The sequence below is a fragment of the Nitrincola nitratireducens genome, assembly GCF_000585235.1.
In the GTDB taxonomy this organism is placed as follows: domain Bacteria; phylum Pseudomonadota; class Gammaproteobacteria; order Pseudomonadales; family Balneatricaceae; genus Nitrincola; species Nitrincola alkalisediminis.
Genome location: NZ_AONB01000007.1, coordinates 1 through 20,258, shown reverse-complemented (window position 1 = coordinate 20,258; position 20,258 = coordinate 1). Strand labels below are relative to the sequence as shown.

Annotated in this window: 20 protein-coding genes and 2 pseudogenes; 3 read left to right on the top strand and 19 right to left on the bottom strand. The window is 49.1% G+C overall.

The features are described 5' to 3' along the window. Window positions 1-10 precede the first annotated feature (10 nt). Window positions 11-263: pseudogene (locus D791_RS22000) on the bottom strand (transposase); the annotation flags it as partial. Between the two features lie 316 nt (window positions 264-579). Next, entirely contained in the window at window positions 580-801 is a 222-nt protein-coding gene (locus D791_RS19990; protein WP_157682273.1) for a hypothetical protein, read from the bottom strand. 81 nt (window positions 802-882) lie between these two features. On the opposite strand from D791_RS19990, the gene trxC reads away from it, so the two are divergent. Then, window positions 883-1,317 (top strand): thioredoxin TrxC, encoded by a 435-nt coding sequence (gene trxC / locus D791_RS07890; RefSeq protein ID WP_036509976.1) that lies wholly within the window; start codon window positions 883-885, stop codon window positions 1,315-1,317. Here trxC and D791_RS07885 read toward each other — a convergent pair. The 17 genes and pseudogenes from D791_RS07885 to D791_RS07810 form a co-directional block, all read right to left on the bottom strand. Beyond that, window positions 1,310-1,627: a hypothetical protein gene (locus D791_RS07885; protein ID WP_051514338.1), complete on the bottom strand. Its 318-nt coding sequence runs from the start codon at window positions 1,625-1,627 to the stop codon at window positions 1,310-1,312. The genes trxC and D791_RS07885 overlap by 8 nt on opposite strands. Next, on the bottom strand, window positions 1,624-2,529 hold the full coding sequence (gene ylqF / locus D791_RS07880) for a ribosome biogenesis GTPase YlqF (protein ID WP_036509973.1): 906 nt from the start codon (window positions 2,527-2,529) through the stop codon (window positions 1,624-1,626). Before ylqF ends, D791_RS07885 begins: the two co-directional genes overlap by 4 nt. 133 nt (window positions 2,530-2,662) lie before the next feature. Continuing rightward, window positions 2,663-3,904 (bottom strand): saccharopine dehydrogenase family protein, encoded by a 1,242-nt coding sequence (locus tag D791_RS07875; protein ID WP_036509971.1) that lies wholly within the window; start codon window positions 3,902-3,904, stop codon window positions 2,663-2,665. Between the two features lie 56 nt (window positions 3,905-3,960). After that, window positions 3,961-4,689: a type III PLP-dependent enzyme domain-containing protein gene (locus D791_RS07870; protein WP_237748563.1), complete on the bottom strand. Its 729-nt coding sequence runs from the start codon at window positions 4,687-4,689 to the stop codon at window positions 3,961-3,963. Continuing rightward, complete coding sequence (locus D791_RS20815) at window positions 4,643-5,056, bottom strand: type III PLP-dependent enzyme domain-containing protein (RefSeq protein WP_237748562.1); 414 nt, start codon at window positions 5,054-5,056, stop codon at window positions 4,643-4,645. Before D791_RS20815 ends, D791_RS07870 begins: the two co-directional genes overlap by 47 nt. A 175-nt stretch (window positions 5,057-5,231) precedes the next feature. Beyond that, window positions 5,232-6,221 (bottom strand): glycine betaine/L-proline ABC transporter substrate-binding protein ProX, encoded by a 990-nt coding sequence (gene proX, locus D791_RS07865; RefSeq protein WP_036509968.1) that lies wholly within the window; start codon window positions 6,219-6,221, stop codon window positions 5,232-5,234. A 28-nt stretch (window positions 6,222-6,249) separates the two neighbouring features. Further along, window positions 6,250-7,335, bottom strand: coding sequence for a glycine betaine/L-proline ABC transporter permease ProW (proW, locus tag D791_RS07860; protein ID WP_036509965.1), 1,086 nt, complete (start codon window positions 7,333-7,335; stop codon window positions 6,250-6,252). Then, window positions 7,332-8,534 (bottom strand): glycine betaine/L-proline ABC transporter ATP-binding protein ProV, encoded by a 1,203-nt coding sequence (gene proV / locus D791_RS07855; RefSeq protein WP_036509962.1) that lies wholly within the window; start codon window positions 8,532-8,534, stop codon window positions 7,332-7,334. Before proV ends, proW begins: the two co-directional genes overlap by 4 nt. 176 nt (window positions 8,535-8,710) lie before the next feature. Next, window positions 8,711-9,253 (bottom strand): PH domain-containing protein, encoded by a 543-nt coding sequence (locus D791_RS07850; protein WP_036509959.1) that lies wholly within the window; start codon window positions 9,251-9,253, stop codon window positions 8,711-8,713. A gap of 158 nt (window positions 9,254-9,411) precedes the next feature. Then, complete coding sequence (gene hutC / locus D791_RS07845) at window positions 9,412-10,125, bottom strand: histidine utilization repressor (protein ID WP_036509956.1); 714 nt, start codon at window positions 10,123-10,125, stop codon at window positions 9,412-9,414. 137 nt (window positions 10,126-10,262) lie between these two features. Next, entirely contained in the window at window positions 10,263-11,795 is a 1,533-nt protein-coding gene (gene hutH, locus D791_RS07840; protein ID WP_036509953.1) for a histidine ammonia-lyase, read from the bottom strand. Window positions 11,796-11,854: 59 nt separating this feature from the next. Then, window positions 11,855-13,527 (bottom strand): annotated as a pseudogene (hutU, locus tag D791_RS07835) (urocanate hydratase). A gap of 5 nt (window positions 13,528-13,532) precedes the next feature. After that, window positions 13,533-14,498, bottom strand: coding sequence for a formimidoylglutamase (hutG, locus tag D791_RS07830; protein ID WP_036509951.1), 966 nt, complete (start codon window positions 14,496-14,498; stop codon window positions 13,533-13,535). After that, entirely contained in the window at window positions 14,491-15,729 is a 1,239-nt protein-coding gene (gene hutI, locus D791_RS07825) for an imidazolonepropionase (protein WP_036509948.1), read from the bottom strand. The genes hutG and hutI overlap by 8 nt, the downstream gene beginning before the upstream one ends. A 193-nt stretch (window positions 15,730-15,922) precedes the next feature. Continuing rightward, window positions 15,923-16,258, bottom strand: a complete 336-nt coding sequence (locus D791_RS07820) for a hypothetical protein (protein ID WP_036509945.1) — start codon at window positions 16,256-16,258, stop codon at window positions 15,923-15,925. Window positions 16,259-16,486: 228 nt separating this feature from the next. Further along, on the bottom strand, window positions 16,487-17,590 hold the full coding sequence (locus tag D791_RS07815; RefSeq protein ID WP_036509942.1) for an FAD-dependent monooxygenase: 1,104 nt from the start codon (window positions 17,588-17,590) through the stop codon (window positions 16,487-16,489). 330 nt (window positions 17,591-17,920) lie between these two features. Next, window positions 17,921-18,559: a pyridoxamine 5'-phosphate oxidase family protein gene (locus D791_RS07810; protein WP_036509939.1), complete on the bottom strand. Its 639-nt coding sequence runs from the start codon at window positions 18,557-18,559 to the stop codon at window positions 17,921-17,923. Window positions 18,560-18,671: 112 nt separating this feature from the next. Here D791_RS07810 and D791_RS07805 point away from each other — a divergent pair, with 112 nt between their 5' ends. Together D791_RS07805 and D791_RS07800 are read left to right on the top strand one after the other, a co-directional pair. Further along, on the top strand, window positions 18,672-18,890 hold the full coding sequence (locus D791_RS07805) for a GntR family transcriptional regulator (RefSeq protein ID WP_036509937.1): 219 nt from the start codon (window positions 18,672-18,674) through the stop codon (window positions 18,888-18,890). Further along, window positions 18,887-20,122 carry an aminotransferase-like domain-containing protein gene (locus D791_RS07800; RefSeq protein ID WP_036509934.1) on the top strand — a complete coding sequence of 412 codons (1,236 nt, stop codon included), beginning with the start codon at window positions 18,887-18,889 and terminating at the stop codon, window positions 20,120-20,122. Before D791_RS07805 ends, D791_RS07800 begins: the two co-directional genes overlap by 4 nt. Window positions 20,123-20,258: the final 136 nt, after the last annotated feature.

Sequence of the window (20,258 nt, the reverse complement as noted above, 5' to 3'; positions counted from 1 at the left end):
CATTATTCCGTTAATCATTTTGAAAGCAAGCGAGCCTGTTGAAAAACCTAATCTCGACAAGCTTTAACTTCTCTACATTATGCACCAAACAGTACAATCGCCACTGCCCCTTATTTTTACCTCGTAAGATAAAACGACTGAGTGCTTTATTGGTCAATATTACCGAACACAGGATCGACAACAGACATTCGATGGCTATAAATTTGCTTACCTTTTGGACTATTTATTCGGTGTCTTATCCAGTCAGTGCAGGTCGGCGCACGCTGAAATACCCTGCTAGAAGCGCTTGCTGTATCCATTTCGTCAGGATCTTTCAGGCACACTTTAAACAATTGGTGTCTGCTAATCCCCGTATTACTAAAACCTATATCTTCGTGGGTTGCTTTATAAAAACCCACGCTACCGCCCTACCCGTGATCCATCACAGCATCCAAATATCCCAACAAAATATCAAACACCCATCCCTAAAAAAACGCTATCAATCACTTGATCCTAATACAGTTAATCAAAAATAACCATACAAAATATATGATCAATACCAAAGGCCAAGCATCTACCCCCAATGCATTTAAGCACACCCTAATCAAAAATCCAGAAAACACCGATGCGCTCAACGGAAGAGGTGTGTTGTCGCCACTCAAGACCATCGGTCGCCATGGATGGCGACAGTGAGGCTCCAGGGATGGATTCACGCCGTGTCTGGAGTGGTGATGACACACCTCGGACCCCTGCTCCAAAACCTCCCAACATCCATCCCACCAATGAGCAAGACTTTCCACCCCCACCCTTGTAATTTCCCACATCACCCCTATATCAGAGCACATGAATACACCCAACGCACCATTCAAGGGTGAGTCTTAACCACAAATTTTGAGAAACATTATGTCTGAAGCCTACGTGGTCACCTGCCCCCACTGCCATCGAAAAAACAAACTGCCCGCCTCACGTCTTAACGACGCACCCAACTGCGGCGCCTGCAAACAAGCACTCTTCGAAGGCAAGCCCTTAAATCTCAACAGCCAGAATTTTGATGCACACATCAGTGCAGACTTACCCGTACTCGTCGACTTCTGGGCACCTTGGTGTGGCCCCTGTCGTCAATTTGCACCGATCTTTGAACAAGCCGCCAAACATGAAGAACCGGGATTACGCTGTGTGAAAGTCGATACCGAAGCCGAACCCATGCTGGGATCTCGTTTTGGGATACGCAGCATTCCGACATTAGTGATGTTTAAGCAGGGAAAAGAAATCGCGCGCCTATCAGGGGCTTTACCGCCCTCTGAATTGGCACGCTGGATACAGCAGGTACTTAGCTAGCAGACTCATCCGAAGCCGCTTGCGCATCGCGCTCAGCGGCTTTACGTTTTTGCTGATTCAAACGACGAATCTTATCCGCCAATGGCCCCGTATTATGCGCCCCACGGCGACCCGCCGCTGCCGCCTTCCCCTCTTTCTCAGCCTCTAAACGTGCCTTCTCATACACTGAAGCCTGCTTCTTACGCTCTTTAATCGCTTTGCTGCGACGACTCTCGTAACTTTCTGGATCAGCCAAGCGCTCCTGCTTGCGAGGGGTAAAAACCAACTCGTCTTGATGTACTGCGCTGCGTCGTTTCTTTTCGCGTGTCATAGTTTACCTTCTGTGTTTTCTTCAGCGGCCTCAAGTGCAGCCAATCGTGCCGCTTCTTCTTTCTCTTGCCACTCAGCGGGGGTTTCAAAACTGATACGACCCAGTTTTCCGCCACGCATTTCGTTAATTAAAATTTCGGAGGCTTTATGGCGATCCACCACCCCTCCTGGTCGCAAACAACCACGCTTTCGACCGATCTCATCCAAAATTTGATCCGCCGTATCAGGCAAATCAGTGATCTTATAACGCCCCATCAAACGACCCGCATAATGGTTCGCCATAAACTCAGCTGCAAACGCCGCCACCAACTCATGCTCAATGGCCGTGTCCTTAATAGCACCACTCACCGCCAAACGATAACCCGAATCGATATCCTCAATCTTAGGCCAAAGAATGCCCGGCGTATCCGACAACGCCATACCATCCTGCACCGTATAACGCTTCTGATGACGCGTAATCGCCGGCTCATTGCCAACCTTCGCCAATTTACGCCCCATCATCGCATTCAACAACGTGGACTTCCCCACATTCGGAATCCCCATGATCATCGCACGTACTGGCCGATCCGCCTTCGCACGCGCAGGCACCAACGACTTACACAAACTGCTAATGCGCTTAATTAACGCATGATCACCCTGATCAAGACTAATCGCCTTGATGCCCTCTTGCTCATTAAAATACGCCAACCAATCATCAGTGACCATCGGGTCCGCTAAATCTTGCTTATTCAACAACTTAAGGACTGGCTTACCCTTGCGCAGCGTTTCCACCAAGGGGTTTTCGCTCGAACGCGGCAAACGCGCATCCAACACTTCAATTACAACATCGACCTCATCCATCACCTCCGCAATCTCTTTGCGGGCTTTATGCATGTGGCCAGGAAACCAGTTAATTCGACTCATGACGCTCTATGGATACTCTTCATTCAAGATAACGCCATTATACACGCCCTTGAAAAAGAACCTTGCTTAATTGCTCAAAAAACAAAAAAACCAGCTTCGATTAAAAAGCTGGTTTTTTTATCAAACACAAAACTTAATTAAACGTTAAATCACGATCACCCTGCTCATCACGGATACGCGTGGGCAAGCCCATCTCGTTCAGCAACTGCAAGAAAGGCTGCGGAGGCAACTCCTCAACGTTCACCATGGTGCTCACATCCCAATCACCCTTGGCAACCAAAATTGCAGCCGCAACAGCAGGAACACCCGCCGTGTACGAAATCCCTTGGCTACCCACTTCATCGTAGGCAACTTTATGATCGGCCACGTTATAGATAAAGACCTCTTTATCCTGACCGTCCTTTTTACCCTTCACCAAATCACCAATACAGGTTTTACCTGTGTAATCCGGCGCCAAGGAAGAAGGATCCGGCAACACCGCTTTAACCACCTTTAAAGGCACAACCTCTAAGCCCTCAGCCGTCACAACCGGTTGCTCCGACAAAAGACCTAAATTGTTCAATACGGTAAAAACATTAATGTAATGCTCACCAAAGCCCATCCAAAAGCGCACATTCGGCACCTTCAAATTCGCGGACAAAGAATGCACTTCATCATGCCCAGTCATGTAAGAGGTTTGCACCCCTACCACCGGAAGATCATCCGTACGCTTCACTTCAAACATTTTATTTGAAGTCCACTCGTTGTTCTGCCAAGACCAAACCTGACCTGTAAACTCGCGGAAGTTTATTTCAGGATCAAAGTTGGTCGCAAAATAACGCCCATGACTGCCCGCATTGATATCGATGATATCGATGGAATCAATCGAGTCGAAATATTCACGATCCGCCAATGCCGCATAGGCATTGACAACACCCGGATCAAAACCCACACCCAAAATAGCCGTAACGCCCTTCTCTTTACACAGATCACGACGCTTCCATTCGTAGTTGGCATACCAAGGGGGTGTTTCACAGATTTTTGCAGGATCTTCATGAATCGCCGTGTCCAGGTACGCAGCCCCTGTATCAATACAGGCACTCAGCACAGACATGTTGATGAAAGCCGATCCGACATTGATGACCAGTTGAGACTCAGTCTCTACAATCAGCGCCTTAGTCGCTTCAATATCCAATGCGTTTAAAGCATAGGCGTTAAGACTACCCTGCACTTTCATGCTGCCCTTTTCTAACACACTGGCAATAATATGCTCACATTTTTCAATGTTTCGGGAAGCAATCGCTATATTTCCCAAAATATCGTTATGTTGCGCACATTTATGAGCCACTACTTGGGCCACACCTCCAGCACCAATAATCAGAACATTTTTTTTCATTTCTTTCCTCAACTCCACTTTTTAACATGGGCCGAACAATTTACCCCTCTTAATAATTAAGAGAGGTTCTGGACAAAGTCGTCGAAGGTAAACTCCCTGATCAGCTCAACGCGGCCATCCAACTGGCGTACTGCGATTGATGGCATTTGCACGCCATTAAACCAATTCTTTTTCACCATTGTGTAACCAGCGGCATCGATAAAAGATAAACGATCACCCGCTTTCAGCGGCGCATCAAATCTAAACGTACCAAAAATATCACCCGCCAAGCAGGACTTACCGCACACCATGTACTCGTGCTCACCTTCACAGGGGGCCATCTTAGCGCTTTGCTGGTAAATCAATAAATCTAACATATGTGCTTCGATGGAGCTGTCCACCACCGCCAGGTTCTTACCATTAAACAACGTATCAAGCACCGTGACTTCCAAAGTGGTCGATAAAGTAATGGCCGCTTCACCCGGCTCTAAATACACCTGCACACCGAAGGTTTGTGCAAACTGCTTTAAGCGTGCGCAAAAGGCATCAACAGGATAGCCCTCACCCGTAAAGTGAATGCCACCGCCCAAGCTCACCCACTCAACTTGATGCAAAAGATGACCAAACGTTGTTTCAATTTGCGTCAGCATTTCATCAAAGCGATTAAAGTCGTCATTTTCGCAGTTATTGTGGAACATGAAGCCAGAGATCTGATCGATCACGCCTTCGATTTTGACAGGATCCCACTCACCCAAACGGCTAAATGGCCGTGCCGTCAGCAATAATAAATTCAGACGTGCTGACACGCGGATTCACCCGCAGGCCACGCACATGATTAGAAGACGCTTCAGAAAAGCGCTGTAACTGACTGATAGAATTAAAAATAATCTTGTCAGAGCACGCCAAAACCTGCTCTATTTCATCATCAGAATAAGCCACACTGTAGGCATGCGTTTCTTTACCAAACTTTTCTTTGCCTAAGCGCACTTCAAACAGTGACGACGAGGTCGTGCCGTCCATGTACTCGCGCATCAGATCAAAAACCGACCAAGTCGCGAAACATTTCAACGCCAACAGCGCCTTTGCACCGGAATGCTCACGCACATACGCGATCTTTTCCAGATTGCGCAATAAACTTGCCTTATCGATAAGGTAATAGGGGGTTTTGATCATGTCAGCTCCTCGTACCCTGTAATCTGGTCAGTAGACGGATAGCCCTACAGCCAATAAAACGCGCGATTATAGTGGAAAGCTTTCTATTCTTCGAGGAAAACTCTCAATTCATGCATAAAAAACCCTAGCACTAGGCTAGGTTTTTATATGACATTAACATGACAACCGAAATGAATTAGTTTGCAGCCGCACGCGCGGCATCAACCCAGGCATCAAACGTCGATTGATGTGCTGCAATCCATGACTGCGCATGACGCTCAATTTGTGCAGGGCTGTCTTCGCCATTACGAACCAGCATATTCTGTGCGCTGACATCATTCACAGGCAGACTCATCACCTCAAACAGCTTCGCAGCGGCAGGGTTGGCTTCGGCCCAGGCTTTGTTCGCAACGATACGCATCGAGTTAATATCAAAGCCGTAGTTACGACCATTCGGCAATTCAGTGTCAGTATCATTTGGGTTTGCCGAGAAAGGCACCTCTAACCAGACAACATCGGTACCCGGAACAAGAATGCCCGATACCCAGTAAGGCGTCCAGGTGTAATATAAAATCGGCTCGCCTTGCTCATAACGCGTGATCGTATCGGAGATAATCGCCGCATAGGAGCCTTGATTATGGTTGATTTTGTCTCGGAGATCATACGCATCTAAATGATGCTCGATCACCCCTTCACATCCCCAACCCGCCTGACAGCCCGTTAAGTCGGCTTTTCCATCGCCATTGTTGTCAAACAAGGCTCTAATTTCTGGCTTGGCAAAATCGGCGATATTGGTGATGTTGTGCGCATCGGCGGTTTTCTTATCGATCAAATAGCCTTGTGCCGCACCTTCTACATAATGCCCTGCACGGTAAAATGCATCATCACTGCCAGCATTTTCATACATCGTATTGTGCAAAGGAAACCAGTTGACGGCGGTGTAGGTCGCGTCACCATTTGCAATGGCTGTATAGCCGGCGCTGTAGTCGACTTTTTGAATCGGCTTAACATCATAGCCTAAGGCTTTTAGCGCTTCGTTCACGATGACCGTTTGAAAGGCTTCTTCCGCAATGGGACTGTGAACAGCTTGAACACTGACGCCACTGCCCGGCTGAGCCATTGCAAAGCCAGAAACGCTCAACAGACTGGTGAATAACAAGGTATGTTGGGTTCGTTTACTTAGCATTCTATTCTCCTTGGGAGTTTGATAATACCTAGTTTTTAGACTGGGTTTTGAATTGGCGATAAATCCAACCGATAGGGCCTGATTCATACCAGTGTCGTGTTCCGCGCTCACGCGCGTCTCGTCCGAGAGACTGTGTCATGCGATCCAGCAGGATGGCCAACATAACGATTCCGAGTCCACCCACCGTCGCAAGACCAACATCCAGTCGACCTATGCCCCGCAATACCATTAAGCCCAAACCCGGCACGGCAATCATCGACGCAATAACCACCATCGATAACGACAGCATCAGGGTTTGATTCACCCCCGCCATGATTGTGGGCACGGCCAAAGGCAATTGCACACGGTAAAGAATTTGACGACGACTGGCGCCAAATGCCCGCGAGGCCTCAATCAAGTCGGCCGGCACCTGCTTAATACCTAAATGGGTTAAGCGAATAAGCGGCGGCATGGCAAAGATAATGGTGACGATGACGCCCGGCACGCGCCCAATACCAAACAGCATGACAATGGGCACCAAATACACAAAAGCAGGCGTGGTCTGCATCGCATCCAAAATCGGCCGCAACGCACGCGCGAAACCTTCACTGCGTGACATTAAGATTCCTGTAGGAATCCCAATCAAAAGACAGAAGAAAACGGAGGTCAGCACCAAGGCCAGGGTGATCATGGACTCATCCCAGACACTCATGGCACCCAAAAACACCAAGGACACAATGCCGCCCAGCGCCAAGCGCCAGCCAGACACCTGCCAACACACCAGTGCAAAGAGCGCAATCACCACAAATGGATGGGCACTGGTCAGCGCGAGCGTGAAAATTTCAAGCATCCAATCAACAGGCTGCTTTGCAACATCAAAAAACCCTCGAAAATTTTCGACGAGGTGCTTCACACCCGTGTTCACGATGCCGCGCAAATCAAACCATTCCACCTGGAAGGGATCAAGCCATGTATTGGTGATGGGTGCCTGCTCGCTGGATGCAGTCAACCAGCTTGACCCAGACGCTTGCGCATCCGCACTGGGGGCATTCCCCCAAGGGTCTGAGGCCATGGATCTGTCTGCCGGAGGTGCTGAGCTTGACCAAGGATCTGCAGTTTCGGTAGTGGTGGTCATGGATTCGTGCCCTCTTCTCTATCCAGCGCCTGCAATAACTGCGCTCGGGTAATCAGACCTAGGTATTGTTGGTGATCATCGACAACTGGCACGGCACAGGGTGCTTGCGCAATAACGGAAATAATTTCACTTAATGACGCGTCGGCGTTAACAGTGGGCAAATCCAATAAACACGCAGCCATGAGTGACTTACCTGATTTTTCAGCCGACCAAAGGGAGGCAAGGCTGACAATACCTTCAAAACGCCCCTCTTTATCCACGACATAACCGAAGTCTCGATCTGCTTCTTGTAATTGTGCAATCGCCGCCGCGACACCGCCTTCGAGGGTTTTGCGGATAATGGTCGATTGCTTGCGACGGCAAATGTCTTTGGCGGTAAACACCTGCGACACATTCACCCCTTGGAAAAAGGATCGAACATAATCATTCGCAGGATTATGCAAGATATCATCAGGGGTTCCGACCTGAACCACCTCGCCACCCTGCATAATGGCGATTCGATCCCCTATGCGCATGGCTTCATCCAAATCATGCGAAATAAAGACAATGGTGCGCTGATACTTGGCTTGCAGTTGAACCAACTCATCCTGCATACCTGTGCGAATCAGTGGGTCCAGTGCCGAAAAGGCTTCGTCCATCAATAGTACTTCCGGGTCGATTGCCAACGCACGTGCCAACCCTACGCGCTGCTGCATTCCACCCGACAACTCATCAGGATACGCATGCTGATGCGCCTCGAGCCCGACCTGCTGCAAAGCCTGCAGGGCTTTTTCATGGCGCTCGCTAACCGGAATACCTGCAAGCTCCAAACCAAACGCTGTGTTTTCCAAGACAGACAAATGCGGCATCAGTGCAAAGGACTGAAACACCATGCTGATTTTTTTGAGTCGAACGTTACGCAACGCCTCGTCAGACATGGCGGCAATATCGTCACCATCAAGCAGCACTTGGCCCGCGCTGGGCTCTATCAGACGGTTAAGCAAACGTACCAGAGTGGATTTTCCTGAACCAGACAAGCCCATAATGACGAAAATTTCGCCCGTATGTATTTGGAGAGAGACATCCTTTACGCCGAGCGCCATGCCCGTTTTGGTGAAAATCTCGTCTTTACCCATGCCTTGTTTTGCCATTTCGATGGCTTTTGCTGGCTCATCACCAAAGACTTTGTATAGATGTTTAACTTCGAGTTTTATGCTCACTCGCCAACCTTAGGTTTCGTTAATATCAAGCCTCACAATACATTGCATTGCAAAACACTTATTTAACTTACCTAATTTTTAACGAAAAAGCAAAAAAGCCCAGGAGAATCTGGGCTTTGATAGGATTATTTCATAGAGATCAAATAGAAGTGAGCCAGAACAGGCCCAGAAGAGGATTAAATCGGCGCTTCCTTGAGCAGCAAATGATCAAAAGCGTCTTTTGTTTCATCGCAATACAACACATACGTCAAGGTAATTGAACTATCACCGCGACCTATCACCTTCAGTGTTCCCGTATTCATTAGCTTTCCTATTAAGCTTTGCTCCAACAAAACGCCATCAACTGCGCGCAGATACAACTCCTGCTTACGTTGAAACAGCAACCCCGAACGGCTCGTCAACCGATGGCTTGTCACCTCATCCCTTAGGGTCAGCGGGTGCAACAACTTGGCAATGGCTTTTATAAAAAACCAAACAGCGACGGCCAAGATCGCAAGACTCACCCAGAGCGCGGGTATGCCAAAGCCAGCACCAAAGTACTCACTCACGGTATCACGGTACCACTCAATGACCGCCCATTTATCCCAAAAAGGCTGTGCACTGTTGGCGTTTTGCGACAACAAATAGAGCCCTATCGCAATAAACAGACGCACTAAACCCGCTAAGTAAATGAACGGATGACGCTTAATGACTAGGCGCGTGACTTCATTTTCTAACATAATGGCGATCTCCCTGACGCATTGAAAATAAATGGGGTTATACGGATGTATGTGACTGTGACACAGCACAAGGATTAAAGTTTAACATGTAAGCATGGCAATTTATCGTTCATTGAACAGATTCACCACCCTAGCCGTGACTGAACGGTTAGACGAGCTCAGTCCTTGCCCAACCGAACCACTGAGCGCAATTTATAACTGGAGCCTGGGTGCGTCAACAGTGCAAAGCTGATCAAACGCTCGCCCGACCAAGTCCGACGGCTCACTTGCAGGCATGGCATTGTTGCGTCCACCTGCAGATACGCCCGCACCTTTTCATCTGGCAAGACCGCTTCAACGATATGCTCAATATCGGTTGCTGGACAGGTGGCCGACAGATACTGATTGGGGGTTTGCGCTAAAAAATCTTGCGCTAAATAATGGGGCACAAGATCGGCCGACACATAGCGGTCTTCAAGCTGGATCGGGACTGAGTTTTCTTTATGAAGTATTAAGGAATGGTAAACGCGGCTCCCTGCCATAACACCCAAGCGCATGGCCACCCACTCAGAGGCCAACACTGCCTCAAGTTTTATCACGTCACAGGAGTAGACATGTCCCCTTAGTTGAACCTCCTCGGCAATGTTGCGTATGTCGGTTAAAGGCGACTCGGCCTTAGCATCTGACACAAAGGTCCCCAGCCCTGGATAACGCACCAACAGCCCTTCTTGCACCAAATCCCTTAATGCCTTGTTGACAGTCATACGACTGACAGAGAACTGAGCCTGCAACGCGGCCTCTGTGGGGATTCGATCACCGGACACAAACTGCTTAGCTCGAATAGCATCCGATATGTATTGTCTAATCTGCTGATAACGCGGCTGTCTATCCACTCAAGTTCATCCCACTTAACGAAGGGCTCAAATTGTAAAGACAATACCCCTCTTAAACAATTGCGACAGACGTCTCAGACATACAGAAAGGCGGGCATGCCATAGCACACCCACCTCGCTTGGATATAAGCGCTGACTTAAAAGCTTGGCAGCAAACCGGGGGTTGCGTAGCCATTAAATGCACCCTGCTTGACCAATTGCTTGGCTTTTTCAATATCAGGGGCAAAGTAGCGATCTTTATCGTAGAAGCTCACCTGATCACGCAGCACGGCTTTTGCAGACTCAATGAGCTCGCTCGATTTTAAGGGGGCACGGAAATCCAACCCTTGAGCTGCCGACAGCATTTCAATGGCCAGTATTCCGCTGGTGTTGTCGGCCATTTCAATCAAGCGACGTCCGGCAAAGGTTGCCATTGACACATGGTCTTCCTGATTCGCCGAGGTCGGCATGCTATCAACAGAAGCCGGATGCGCCATGCTCTTGTTTTCGGATGCCAGTGCGGCTGCCGTAACCTGCGCAATCATAAAACCTGAGTTAACACCGCCATTGTTGACCAAAAACGGCGGCAACTTGCTTAAATGCGTGTCAATCAAAAGCGCCATGCGTCGCTCGGATAACGCACCGATTTCAGCCAAGGCCAGTGCCAAGTTATCCGCCGCCATCGCCACGGGCTCGGCGTGGAAATTACCGCCAGAGATAAATTCATTCTGATCAGCAAACACCAGCGGATTATCAGAGACAGCGTTCGCTTCGGTCAACAATACCCGAGCTGAGTGACGAATTTGCTGCAAACAGGCACCCATGACTTGCGGCTGGCAACGCAATGAATACGGGTCTTGCACTTTTTCACACTGGGTATGGGAGTTGCCCACATCTGACGACTCACCCAACAAATAACGGTAGGCAGCGGCCGTATCAATTTGTTCTTGATGGCCTCTGACCTCGTGGATGCGGGCATCGAAAGGACGGCGACTGCCCAATGCCGCCTCAACTGAGAAGGCTCCCGCCACAATAGCGGCGGCAAACAAATCCTCTCCCGCAAACAGGCCTTGCAAGGCAAAAGCGGTCGAGGCTTGTGTGCCATTTAACAGCGCCAACCCTTCTTTGGGCGCAAGGGTGATTGGACTTAACCCTGCAATTGCCAAGCCTTCCGCGCCACTCATGCGGCGACCTTGATAATGCACTTCCCCCTCACCCAATAAAACAGTGCTCATGTGTGCCAAGGGTGCTAAATCCCCCGACGCGCCCACCGATCCTTTTTGTGGAACACAGGGGTAGACTTCAGCATTGACCAACTGAATCAACGCATCAATCACCTCATTGCGAATGCCAGAGAAACCTCTTGCCAAGGAGTTGATTTTGAGGACCATCATCAGACGCACCGTAGAGTCGTCCATCATGTTACCGGTGCCAGCCGCATGGGATAAAACGATACTGCGCTGCAAAAGCTCCAAGTCTTTGGGTTCGATGCGGGTGTTGGCCAGCAAACCAAACCCCGTATTGATACCATAAACCACACGATCCTCAGCGATGACCCGCTGAACAGCGGCATGGCTTTGATCAATCAGCTCGCGACAGCTGGGGTCAAGTGACAGTTTTACAGGCTCAAGGTTAACGCGGCGCAAATCGGCCAACGTCATTTTTCCAGGTTGAATCATTAAGTTAAACATGGTGTCTCTATCCTATTCGGTTATCTAAGAGAGGGAAAACCACCCTCTCTGCCTTAGACTTAATCGTTCAACATGGGCAGATCGAGCCCTTGTTCCCGCGCGCACTGTTTAGCAATGTCGTAGCCAGCATCGGCATGACGCATCACGCCCGTGCCTGGGTCGTTGCGTAAAACCCGAGCTAAACGGCGATGCGCAGCATCTGTTCCGTCCGCCACGATCACAACACCCGAATGCTGACTGAAGCCCATCCCAACACCACCACCATGGTGCAACGAAACCCAGGTGGCACCACCAGCCGTATTCAACAGCGCATTTAGCAACGGCCAATCGGATACAGCATCTGACCCATCAAGCATTGATTCGGTTTCACGGTTTGGACTGGCAACCGATCCTGAGTCCAGATGGTCACGACCGATCACGATGGGCGCCTTTAACTCGCCTGTTTTGACCATTTCATTAAAGGCCAGTGCCAAGCGTGCACGGTCTTTTAACCCTACCCAGCAAATACGTGCAGGAACGCCCTGAAAAGAAATGCGCTCGCGTGCCATATCCAACCAATTGTGCAAGTGTGGATCGTCTGGGATCAACTCCTTCACTTTTTGGTCGGTTTTATAAATATCTTCAGGATCGCCAGACAAAGCAGCCCAACGGAAAGGCCCTATTCCTTGACAGAACAAAGGACGAATATACGCAGGCACAAACCCTGGGAAATCAAATGCATTCTCCACGCCTTTTTCAAAGGCCATTTGACGGATGTTGTTGCCATAGTCAGTGGTGGGTGCACCTTTTGCTTGCAAGGCCAGCATGGCTCTGACTTGAATCGCCATCGACTCTTTGGCCGCATCGACAACCGCTTTTGGATCGGTTTCTCTCAACGCCTTTGCTTGCTCCAAGGTCCAACCTTTTGGCAAATAGCCATTCAGCGGATCATGGGCACTGGTCTGATCGGTCACAACATCAGGGATGAGGTTACGCTCAACAATTTCGGGATAGATATCCGCGCAGTTACCTAAAAGCCCGATAGAGGTAGGAACACCGGATTGTTTGGCTTCCTCAAGTTGCTGCAAGGCTTCATCAAGTGAATAGGCTTTTTTATCGACATAGCCTGTTCTGATTCTAAAGTCGATTCGGGTTTCATCACACTCAACTGCAATGCAATGGAAACCCGCCATGGTCGCCGCCAAAGGTTGAGCGCCGCCCATGCCTCCGAGTCCACCTGTTAACACCCAACGACCTTGTGTGTCGCCTTGATAATGCTGCTTAGCCATGGCGACAAAGGTCTCGTAAGTGCCTTGCACTATCCTTGTGAGCCTATGTAGATCCAGGAGCCGGCCGTCATCTGACCGTACATCATCAGCCCCTTGCGATCCAACTCGTTGAAGTGCTCCCAAGTGGCCCAATGTGGCACAAGGTTAGAGTTGGCAATCAAGACACGCGGTGCATCTGCGTGAGTTTGGAACACGCCAACGGGTTTGCCCGATTGCACCAACAGCGTTTGATCGTCTTCCAAGCGCTTTAGCACCTCGACAATTTTATCAAAGCATTCCCAATCACGTGCGGCACGGCCAATACCACCATACACAACCAAGTCCTCAGGACGCTCTGCGACATCTGGATGCAAGTTATTCATTAACATGCGCAACGCGGCTTCAGTTAACCAACTTTTACATTGACGCTCTGTCCCAACAGGCGCTTTGATGACACGGGAGGGGTCATGTCGATTTGCGTTCATTAGCCTTATCCTCTTGTTATAGTGTAAAACAGACGTGCCGCAACACGCGCTGTGTGGTTGTCGATATCATAGGTAGGGTTGTATTCAGCGATGTCTGCCACGGCAAGCTTGCCTGTTGCTTTAATCTCGTCGATTAACGACTCGATAACCTCAAGACTCACACCGCGTGGTGCAGGCGCACTCACCCCTGGTGCGACGGCTGCCGGAAAGACATCCAAATCAATGGTTAAATAAATCAGATCGCAAGCCTCCATGAAGCTTGCCAATTGCGCACGAGCGGAGGGCAGATCCAGCAGCGTCAGGGCTTTATCCTTACGCACGCATACGTTTAATGCCTCCGCCCGTTCGAAGAGCGCTAGCGTATTGGCCGTTTCACTCACACCAAAACAGGCATAATGAAAATCGATATTCCGTGCGTTACAGGCCTCGGCGATTTGATAAAAAGGCGTGCCCGAACTGCTCTGCTCGGCTTTTCGCAAGTCAAAATGCGCATCAAAATTGATAATGCCGATTGTAGGTCGCACAGAATGATCGGCGATTGAACGCTCAAGATGGGTCACTAAACCTAGCCAAGAACCATAGGCCACTTCATGCCCGCCCCCTAGAATAAACGGAAAGCCTCGATGCGCTAACACAAGAGCGACCTGCTCGGCCAAGGCCAGGTGTGCCGCTTCCAATTGCCCATCCTGGCAGTCGATGTTACCTGCATCGTATACAGGCAGGTTGGTTTGCCAAGGCAATTGACTCAAAAAACGACGCAACTGATTTGGCGCGTGCGCGGCTCCAACGCGCCCTTGGTTTCGCTTCACGCCCTCATCTGAACAAAAGCCGATGACGACAACGCCTTCAGAGGAAGTCTGCCCTGAGGGTGCAAATGGCTGAACACATTGATGCAAGCGCAGTGACAGCTCAGGCACTTCTTCACGATCGATACGCCCAGACCATGCATCTTTCATAAAGGACTCATGCATGGCTAATCTCCCCATTAAAAATACGCTGATACACGGCTCTTACCCCACATTGATAGGCCAAATCGGCGGGATGCTGCACATCCCAAACCACAAAGTCAGCTAAGAAACCGGGCCGTAATTGGCCTAAACTCTCCCCCATTCCCAGTGCCGACGCTGCGTGGCGTGTAACCCCCGCCAAGGCTTCTTCTGGCGTCAAACGAAACAGAGTACAGGCCATATTCATCGCCAAACGCAAGGAAGCAAAGGGAGATGTACCGGGGTTTAGATCCGTTGCCACCACCATGGGCACTTGATGCGTGCGCAACAGATCAATCGGCGGCAGGCGTGTTTCTCGCAGGAAGTAAAAGGCGCCTGGCAGCAGCGTCGCTTGGGTCTTGGCCGCTTTCATGGCCTCAACACCCTCTTCGTCAAGCCACTCTAAATGATCAGCCGACCAAGCCCCATACCGCGCAGCAAGTGCGGCTCCGTGCTGCTGGGATAGCTGCTCTGCATGAATATGAATACCCAAACCATAACGGTTGGCGGCTTGAAACAGGCGCTCACTCTGTGCCGCACTAAAACCAATGGATTCACAGAACACGTCAACCGCATCAACGAGACCTTCGGCAACGGCTAGAGGTAACAGCTCATCACAGATAAAATCGATGTACGCATCTGAGCGATCTTTGTATTCAGGTGGCAGCGCATGGGCGGCTAACAGTGTTGTTGATATACGTACAGGGAAGAGTTGAGCCAAGTGCCGTGCCACTCTCAAAAGCTTGAGCTCTGTTTCTAAATCCAGACCATAACCTGACTTAATTTCAACACAGGTCACGCCTTCGGCCATTAATGCCTGCAAACGCGGCACTGACTCGGTCAGCAACTGCTCAAAACTGGCCGCACGCGTGTGCTGGACACTTGAAAGAATTCCACCACCCGCCTTGGCAATTTCTTCATAAGTAGCCCCTTGCAAGCGCATTTCAAACTCTTTAGCACGGCTGCCTGAATAGACGAGATGCGTGTGCGCATCAATCAAACCCGGTGTAATCCAGCGACCTTGCACATCCTGAACATCCAGTCCTTGCAATGCTTCGACATCAAGGTTGGACATGGACTCAATATGGGTAATTCGACCCTCTCGCACACCAATTAAAGCGTCATTCAGAACACCATAGGGCTCTGTCGAGTCAATGCTTTGGGTTGCAAGAGTGGCGTTAATCCAAACCCTGTCGCAGGCGCTGAGGTCAACCATGTTTTATCTCTCTGTAAGTCGTTATAAAACTCGAAATACATAATGTATATATTTGTATATACATTAATAGATAAATGACGATTGATCAAGGCTTCGCGTTAAAATTTTATCGATCAAATGTGAGAGCGATAAAAAGCTCGCTGAGCACCTTCAGGAAGACGTACACAGAAAATGGGTCAGTAAAACAGACGGCCTAGGCCCGCATTGCAGAAACAGGAGGATTCGTTTTCGATTGTGCAGCATCAAATGGATAGTATTGAATCTCGACCTCAACATGACGCACTTGATTTTGATAGGCTTGCTCCATGCGCAACTGAAAGCGACGACGCAGTGGCTCGACATGACGCTCAAACTCCAACTCTTCAAGACTGGGCAGTTGATCTGTCACTTCTATACGAAGGGAATGCAGTTCCGCACTTACACCCGCTCTGAGGTGCGCGCGTAAAAAAATACGATAGCTCGATTGGCGTTGAGATACACAGCCCTGCCCTGAATAGGCCTGAAAGTAAACGTGATTGAGACTTTCCATCGGTTTCCTCCTAGTCACATAAGCACCGCACACGACTAAAAATATAAACACGCTAGGAGGTATAATTGACGAGCAAGCGGTAAACGAAGCGGAACGCGCTTTAGCTCATTTATATACCGCCAGCAAGTTGCAATTAAATCAGCGGTTAAGATTTGACCAGAACAATACCAGAAATTGAAATTTGTTCAAGGAATCCAACGGTTTTTTTGTATCAATACGCCTTTCGACTTAAATCCGGTACATCCCCTGACTAAACCCCTCGGCAAAGCGCAGCTGAGTTTTAGCAATCATCTGTTCAGGAACGCAGCGCAGAGTGATATCCCGAAGCTTGACTGCAACAGGATTTTCAAGATGGGCAAATTTACCCGCCCACCAAGAAAGTCGACGCACAGACTTAACGCGAGCATGACGCATGCGCTTCAAGGCCTCTGCACTCGCTTGTTTTTGAGTCAATAACCGATACAAACACCACGCATCTTCCATTCCCAACGCAGCGCCCTGCCCTAAGTTAGGAGTCACGGGGTGTGCAGCATCACCAATTAAAATCACCTTTTTCTTCCCCCAACGAACAGCACGATCACACAAAGGATGACAGAGCCAGAGCAAATCAGGGGTCAGATGTGAAGCCAACTGCTCTCCTTTTTCACCAAACAAGCATAGCCTTGTTTGGTCTGGAACAAACTGCTCAACGGGGTCTTGTTCTAAATGACTGCTTACCCAATAGACATAGGTCTGTTGACATCCAATCGGAATAGCCCCTAAACGATAGCTGCCTTTAAACAACTCAATGGCCTGATCATCAAAGGGTTTGGCGTTAATAACCGTTCGCCAGCACCATTGGCCGCTGTATCGATATTCTTGTGAGGAATAACAGGTATGACGAATGGAAGAGCGCAATCCGTCTGCGCCAATTAAGTGAGTTGCGACCAATCGCTGATGATCACTGAGTTTAACCTCGACACCCAAGGGGTGCTCTTTCCAATCGACGATGGAGGTCGATAGAAAAATTTTAGATGCTGGAATCAAACTCAACAGCAAACTGTGCAAATCACCACGATGAACACCTAAGGCAAAGTCATTTCCCCACCGAATCACAGCGGGTCGATGACAAGCCCCTAAGCTCATTGATTCAACACATGTGCTGAGCTGTAGCATTTCACGCAATAAGCCCAGTTCTGACAAGACAGCTTGCGCATTGGGTTGCAGCAGCAAGCCCGTACCAATGGTATTGAGAACTTCAGCACGTTCAACAACGCAATATTCTTGGCCTGCTTTTTCGAGAAGCGCAGCTAAGGTAAGCCCTGCGATCCCCGCTCCTTGTATTACAATCATATCCAATGATCCAGTTTATCCATAACGCACGCGGTGCATTCCTTAAGCCCAACCCCCTTATCTGCAACACATTATCCAGATAAAGCCCTGATTGAGTTCGTGCGACGTTAATTCACAGTCGCACTTTGTAATATGAATTACGCCACAAATCAAGAACAAATGTTTGTTTAGTACGATTGTATGACTTATTGAGCCATAACCTACCTACTGCTATTCGCCGCATAAATTTTCCTCAGAAAATACAGGACGGGAAAGTCAGAATAAGCGCATCCGCAGCCAGCCATGCAACGGATGCACATTGTTGATTTAACTCCAAGCTTTCAACAGCAATTAAAAGGCATCAGACAACTTCGGTTCTGGATAGTCAACCGATTGCACCGGGTCTTGCTCCATGCTTCCCCAACGTTTTTCTAACGGAATGACGCCCGCCCAAACAGGCCATTCATAATCGTCAGCATCGTCAACGGGTGGCGCAGCCCTGACTTTACAGGATGCCTCTTGGATTTTAAGTCGAACAATCCCTGTAGCTTTTAATTCTGTTTCAGTCATTGGTCTTAACTGTGCCCAACGCTCGGGAGATATTTTATCAACAAACCAGCGCAGGGACTCTGTTTGCTCTTGTTTGTCGGTCACAAGCTCAGGAATGCCAAACAGTGTAACCGAGCGATAATTAATCGAATGATGAAAGGCCGACCTCGCCATCACCAACCCATCGAGTTGGCAGATATTAACGGCAACAGGCTGTCCTACGGACAGATTTCGGGCGTGACTATGCCCGTGCCAATATAGATAATCCCCCTGACGCCAGTGGCAAGTCGGTGTAATAAACGGCTGACCCTCTACACACTGAGACACATGGCACAGCAGAGACGCATCTATAATCTGATGTATGCGCTCAATCGAATAATCGGCACGCTTTGGCCCCCGCTTTACGCGTGTTTTATCTGTTACGGCTAGATTTGATTGCATTGCATGAACTCCATCCACTCAAAAAAGATAGTGCTATCCTAGGGCGATCTGGCTAGTATAAAAATATCCAGTTTTTACTTTTTTATACAGGCCAGATTAATGGACACCTCATATGGACACTTCACTTAGCAGCTTAACGCTTTCAATCAATCCAGATGAGGGTAAGCTCTACCTGCAGTTGATCCATCAAATCAAATCCGCCGTGCAGTCTCAACGCTTGACCACTGGCAGCCGACTGCCCTCTTCTCGTGCGTTAGCCTCGGCATTAGGCATCTCTCGTAGCACGGTGAGCCAAGCTACGATCAATTGCTGGCTGAAGGGATTTTGGTGAGCGAGCCCAAAAAAGGCGTGTTCATTGCGCAAACGGCGAATTCACAGCTGCACAGCCCAGAACGCCCGTGCCCAACGCCCAGCCCAGCCTTAAAAACAAAACGCTTTGACTCAGGCATCGACATTGAGGTTTTTCCTGTCAAGGAGTGGGCAAAAAGCATGCGCAGAAGCTGGCTTAACCCCGATCCATCGGTTCTAAAGGGTGAGTACTGGCAGGGCTTACCCAGACTAAAACACGCGATTGCGGACTATCTTTATCAACTCCGAGGTCTCACTATCTGTGCAGACCAAGTTTTTTTAACCGCTGGTAGCCGTGACTCTTTGCACTTACTGCAGCAAACTCTCAGGCACCTAGCCCCGAAAGCGACCTTTTGGCTGGAAAATCCAACCTATCCTCCGCTCATCAATGCTTTTCAAGGCTTAAAAGCCCCTGTGCGTTTCTTACCCATTGATGCCGATGGAACACGCCCTCCACCCAGATCCGAGCAAACCTCCGTGTGTGTATTGACACCCAATCGCCAATATCCACTGGGCACGTCGATGTCGTCGCAAAGACGTGATGAGTGGTTTAAACAGATGGAACAATACCCCTTGTGGATTATTGAGGACGACTACGACAATGAGTTTGTCTATCAAGGACACTCCGGCGTTCCACTGATGCAGATGGATAGGATGAATCGCATATTTTTTATGGGAAGCTTTTCTAAAGTGCTATTCAGAGGCTTGCGCTTAAGCTTTGTCATTGCCCCTCTACCCCATTGTCGCGTCATCAGCCAAGTGCAAACCTCTATCGCTGGCACGGTTTCGCTTTCAACTCAACCCGCCCTCGAGGACTTTATGCTCAGCCGAGCGTTTGGTCGTCATTTGAATCGAATGCGGCGTCATTATCGACATAAACGTGATCATCTAGTATCACTTGTAGAAGACAACCTAACCATTTGGTTTAATTGGACCAATCCATTAGGTGGAATGCATCTTACGCTTCATTTCAAGACAGACTGGTTGGAAAAAAAACGACCAATATTCTGGGATCAACACATTGCGGTTGAACTATTCAAGCAACAGATTATGCTCTCATCTTTATCTTCACATTATGCACCCAATGCACGATGCATCCCCTCAAAGGTTTTACAAGGCTTTGTCTTGGGTTTCACTGGCACGTCATTTGAAGACATGGCACTGATGATCAAACACCTAAAACAGTGTCTTTTAACGATTGATGCACTGAGCTAAAAATTCCGCCACGGATAGAACCCGTGACGGACAAACGGCATCTTCATGGTTTACAGGGCCATAAGTCACTTAGATGCCGGGCAGATAATAGACTTGCAAATCACTTAACTTATAGCACTCTCTAACTCGGGAACAG

Excerpts from the sequence above, each read along its gene's own strand:
- D791_RS07850 (WP_036509959.1), bottom strand. The coding sequence starts at position 9,253 with ATGTTAGAAAATGAAGTCACGCGCCTAGTCATTAAGCGTCATCCGTTC.
- ylqF (WP_036509973.1), bottom strand. The coding sequence starts at position 2,529 with ATGAGTCGAATTAACTGGTTTCCTGGCCACATGCATAAAGCCCGCAAA.
- proX (WP_036509968.1), bottom strand. The coding sequence starts at position 6,221 with ATGCTAAGTAAACGAACCCAACATACCTTGTTATTCACCAGTCTGTTG.
- D791_RS07875 (WP_036509971.1), bottom strand. The coding sequence starts at position 3,904 with ATGAAAAAAAATGTTCTGATTATTGGTGCTGGAGGTGTGGCCCAAGTA.
- hutG (WP_036509951.1), bottom strand. The coding sequence starts at position 14,498 with ATGCATGAGTCCTTTATGAAAGATGCATGGTCTGGGCGTATCGATCGT.
- D791_RS07805 (WP_036509937.1), top strand. The coding sequence starts at position 18,672 with ATGGACACTTCACTTAGCAGCTTAACGCTTTCAATCAATCCAGATGAG.
- trxC (WP_036509976.1), top strand. The coding sequence starts at position 883 with ATGTCTGAAGCCTACGTGGTCACCTGCCCCCACTGCCATCGAAAAAAC.
- D791_RS07820 (WP_036509945.1), bottom strand. The coding sequence starts at position 16,258 with ATGGAAAGTCTCAATCACGTTTACTTTCAGGCCTATTCAGGGCAGGGC.
- D791_RS07815 (WP_036509942.1), bottom strand. The coding sequence starts at position 17,590 with ATGATTGTAATACAAGGAGCGGGGATCGCAGGGCTTACCTTAGCTGCG.
- D791_RS07810 (WP_036509939.1), bottom strand. The coding sequence starts at position 18,559 with ATGCAATCAAATCTAGCCGTAACAGATAAAACACGCGTAAAGCGGGGG.
- hutI (WP_036509948.1), bottom strand. The coding sequence starts at position 15,729 with ATGGTTGACCTCAGCGCCTGCGACAGGGTTTGGATTAACGCCACTCTT.
- proW (WP_036509965.1), bottom strand. The coding sequence starts at position 7,335 with ATGACCACCACTACCGAAACTGCAGATCCTTGGTCAAGCTCAGCACCT.
- D791_RS07885 (WP_051514338.1), bottom strand. The coding sequence starts at position 1,627 with ATGACACGCGAAAAGAAACGACGCAGCGCAGTACATCAAGACGAGTTG.
- hutH (WP_036509953.1), bottom strand. The coding sequence starts at position 11,795 with ATGTTTAACTTAATGATTCAACCTGGAAAAATGACGTTGGCCGATTTG.
- D791_RS20815 (WP_237748562.1), bottom strand. The coding sequence starts at position 5,056 with ATGATCAAAACCCCCTATTACCTTATCGATAAGGCAAGTTTATTGCGC.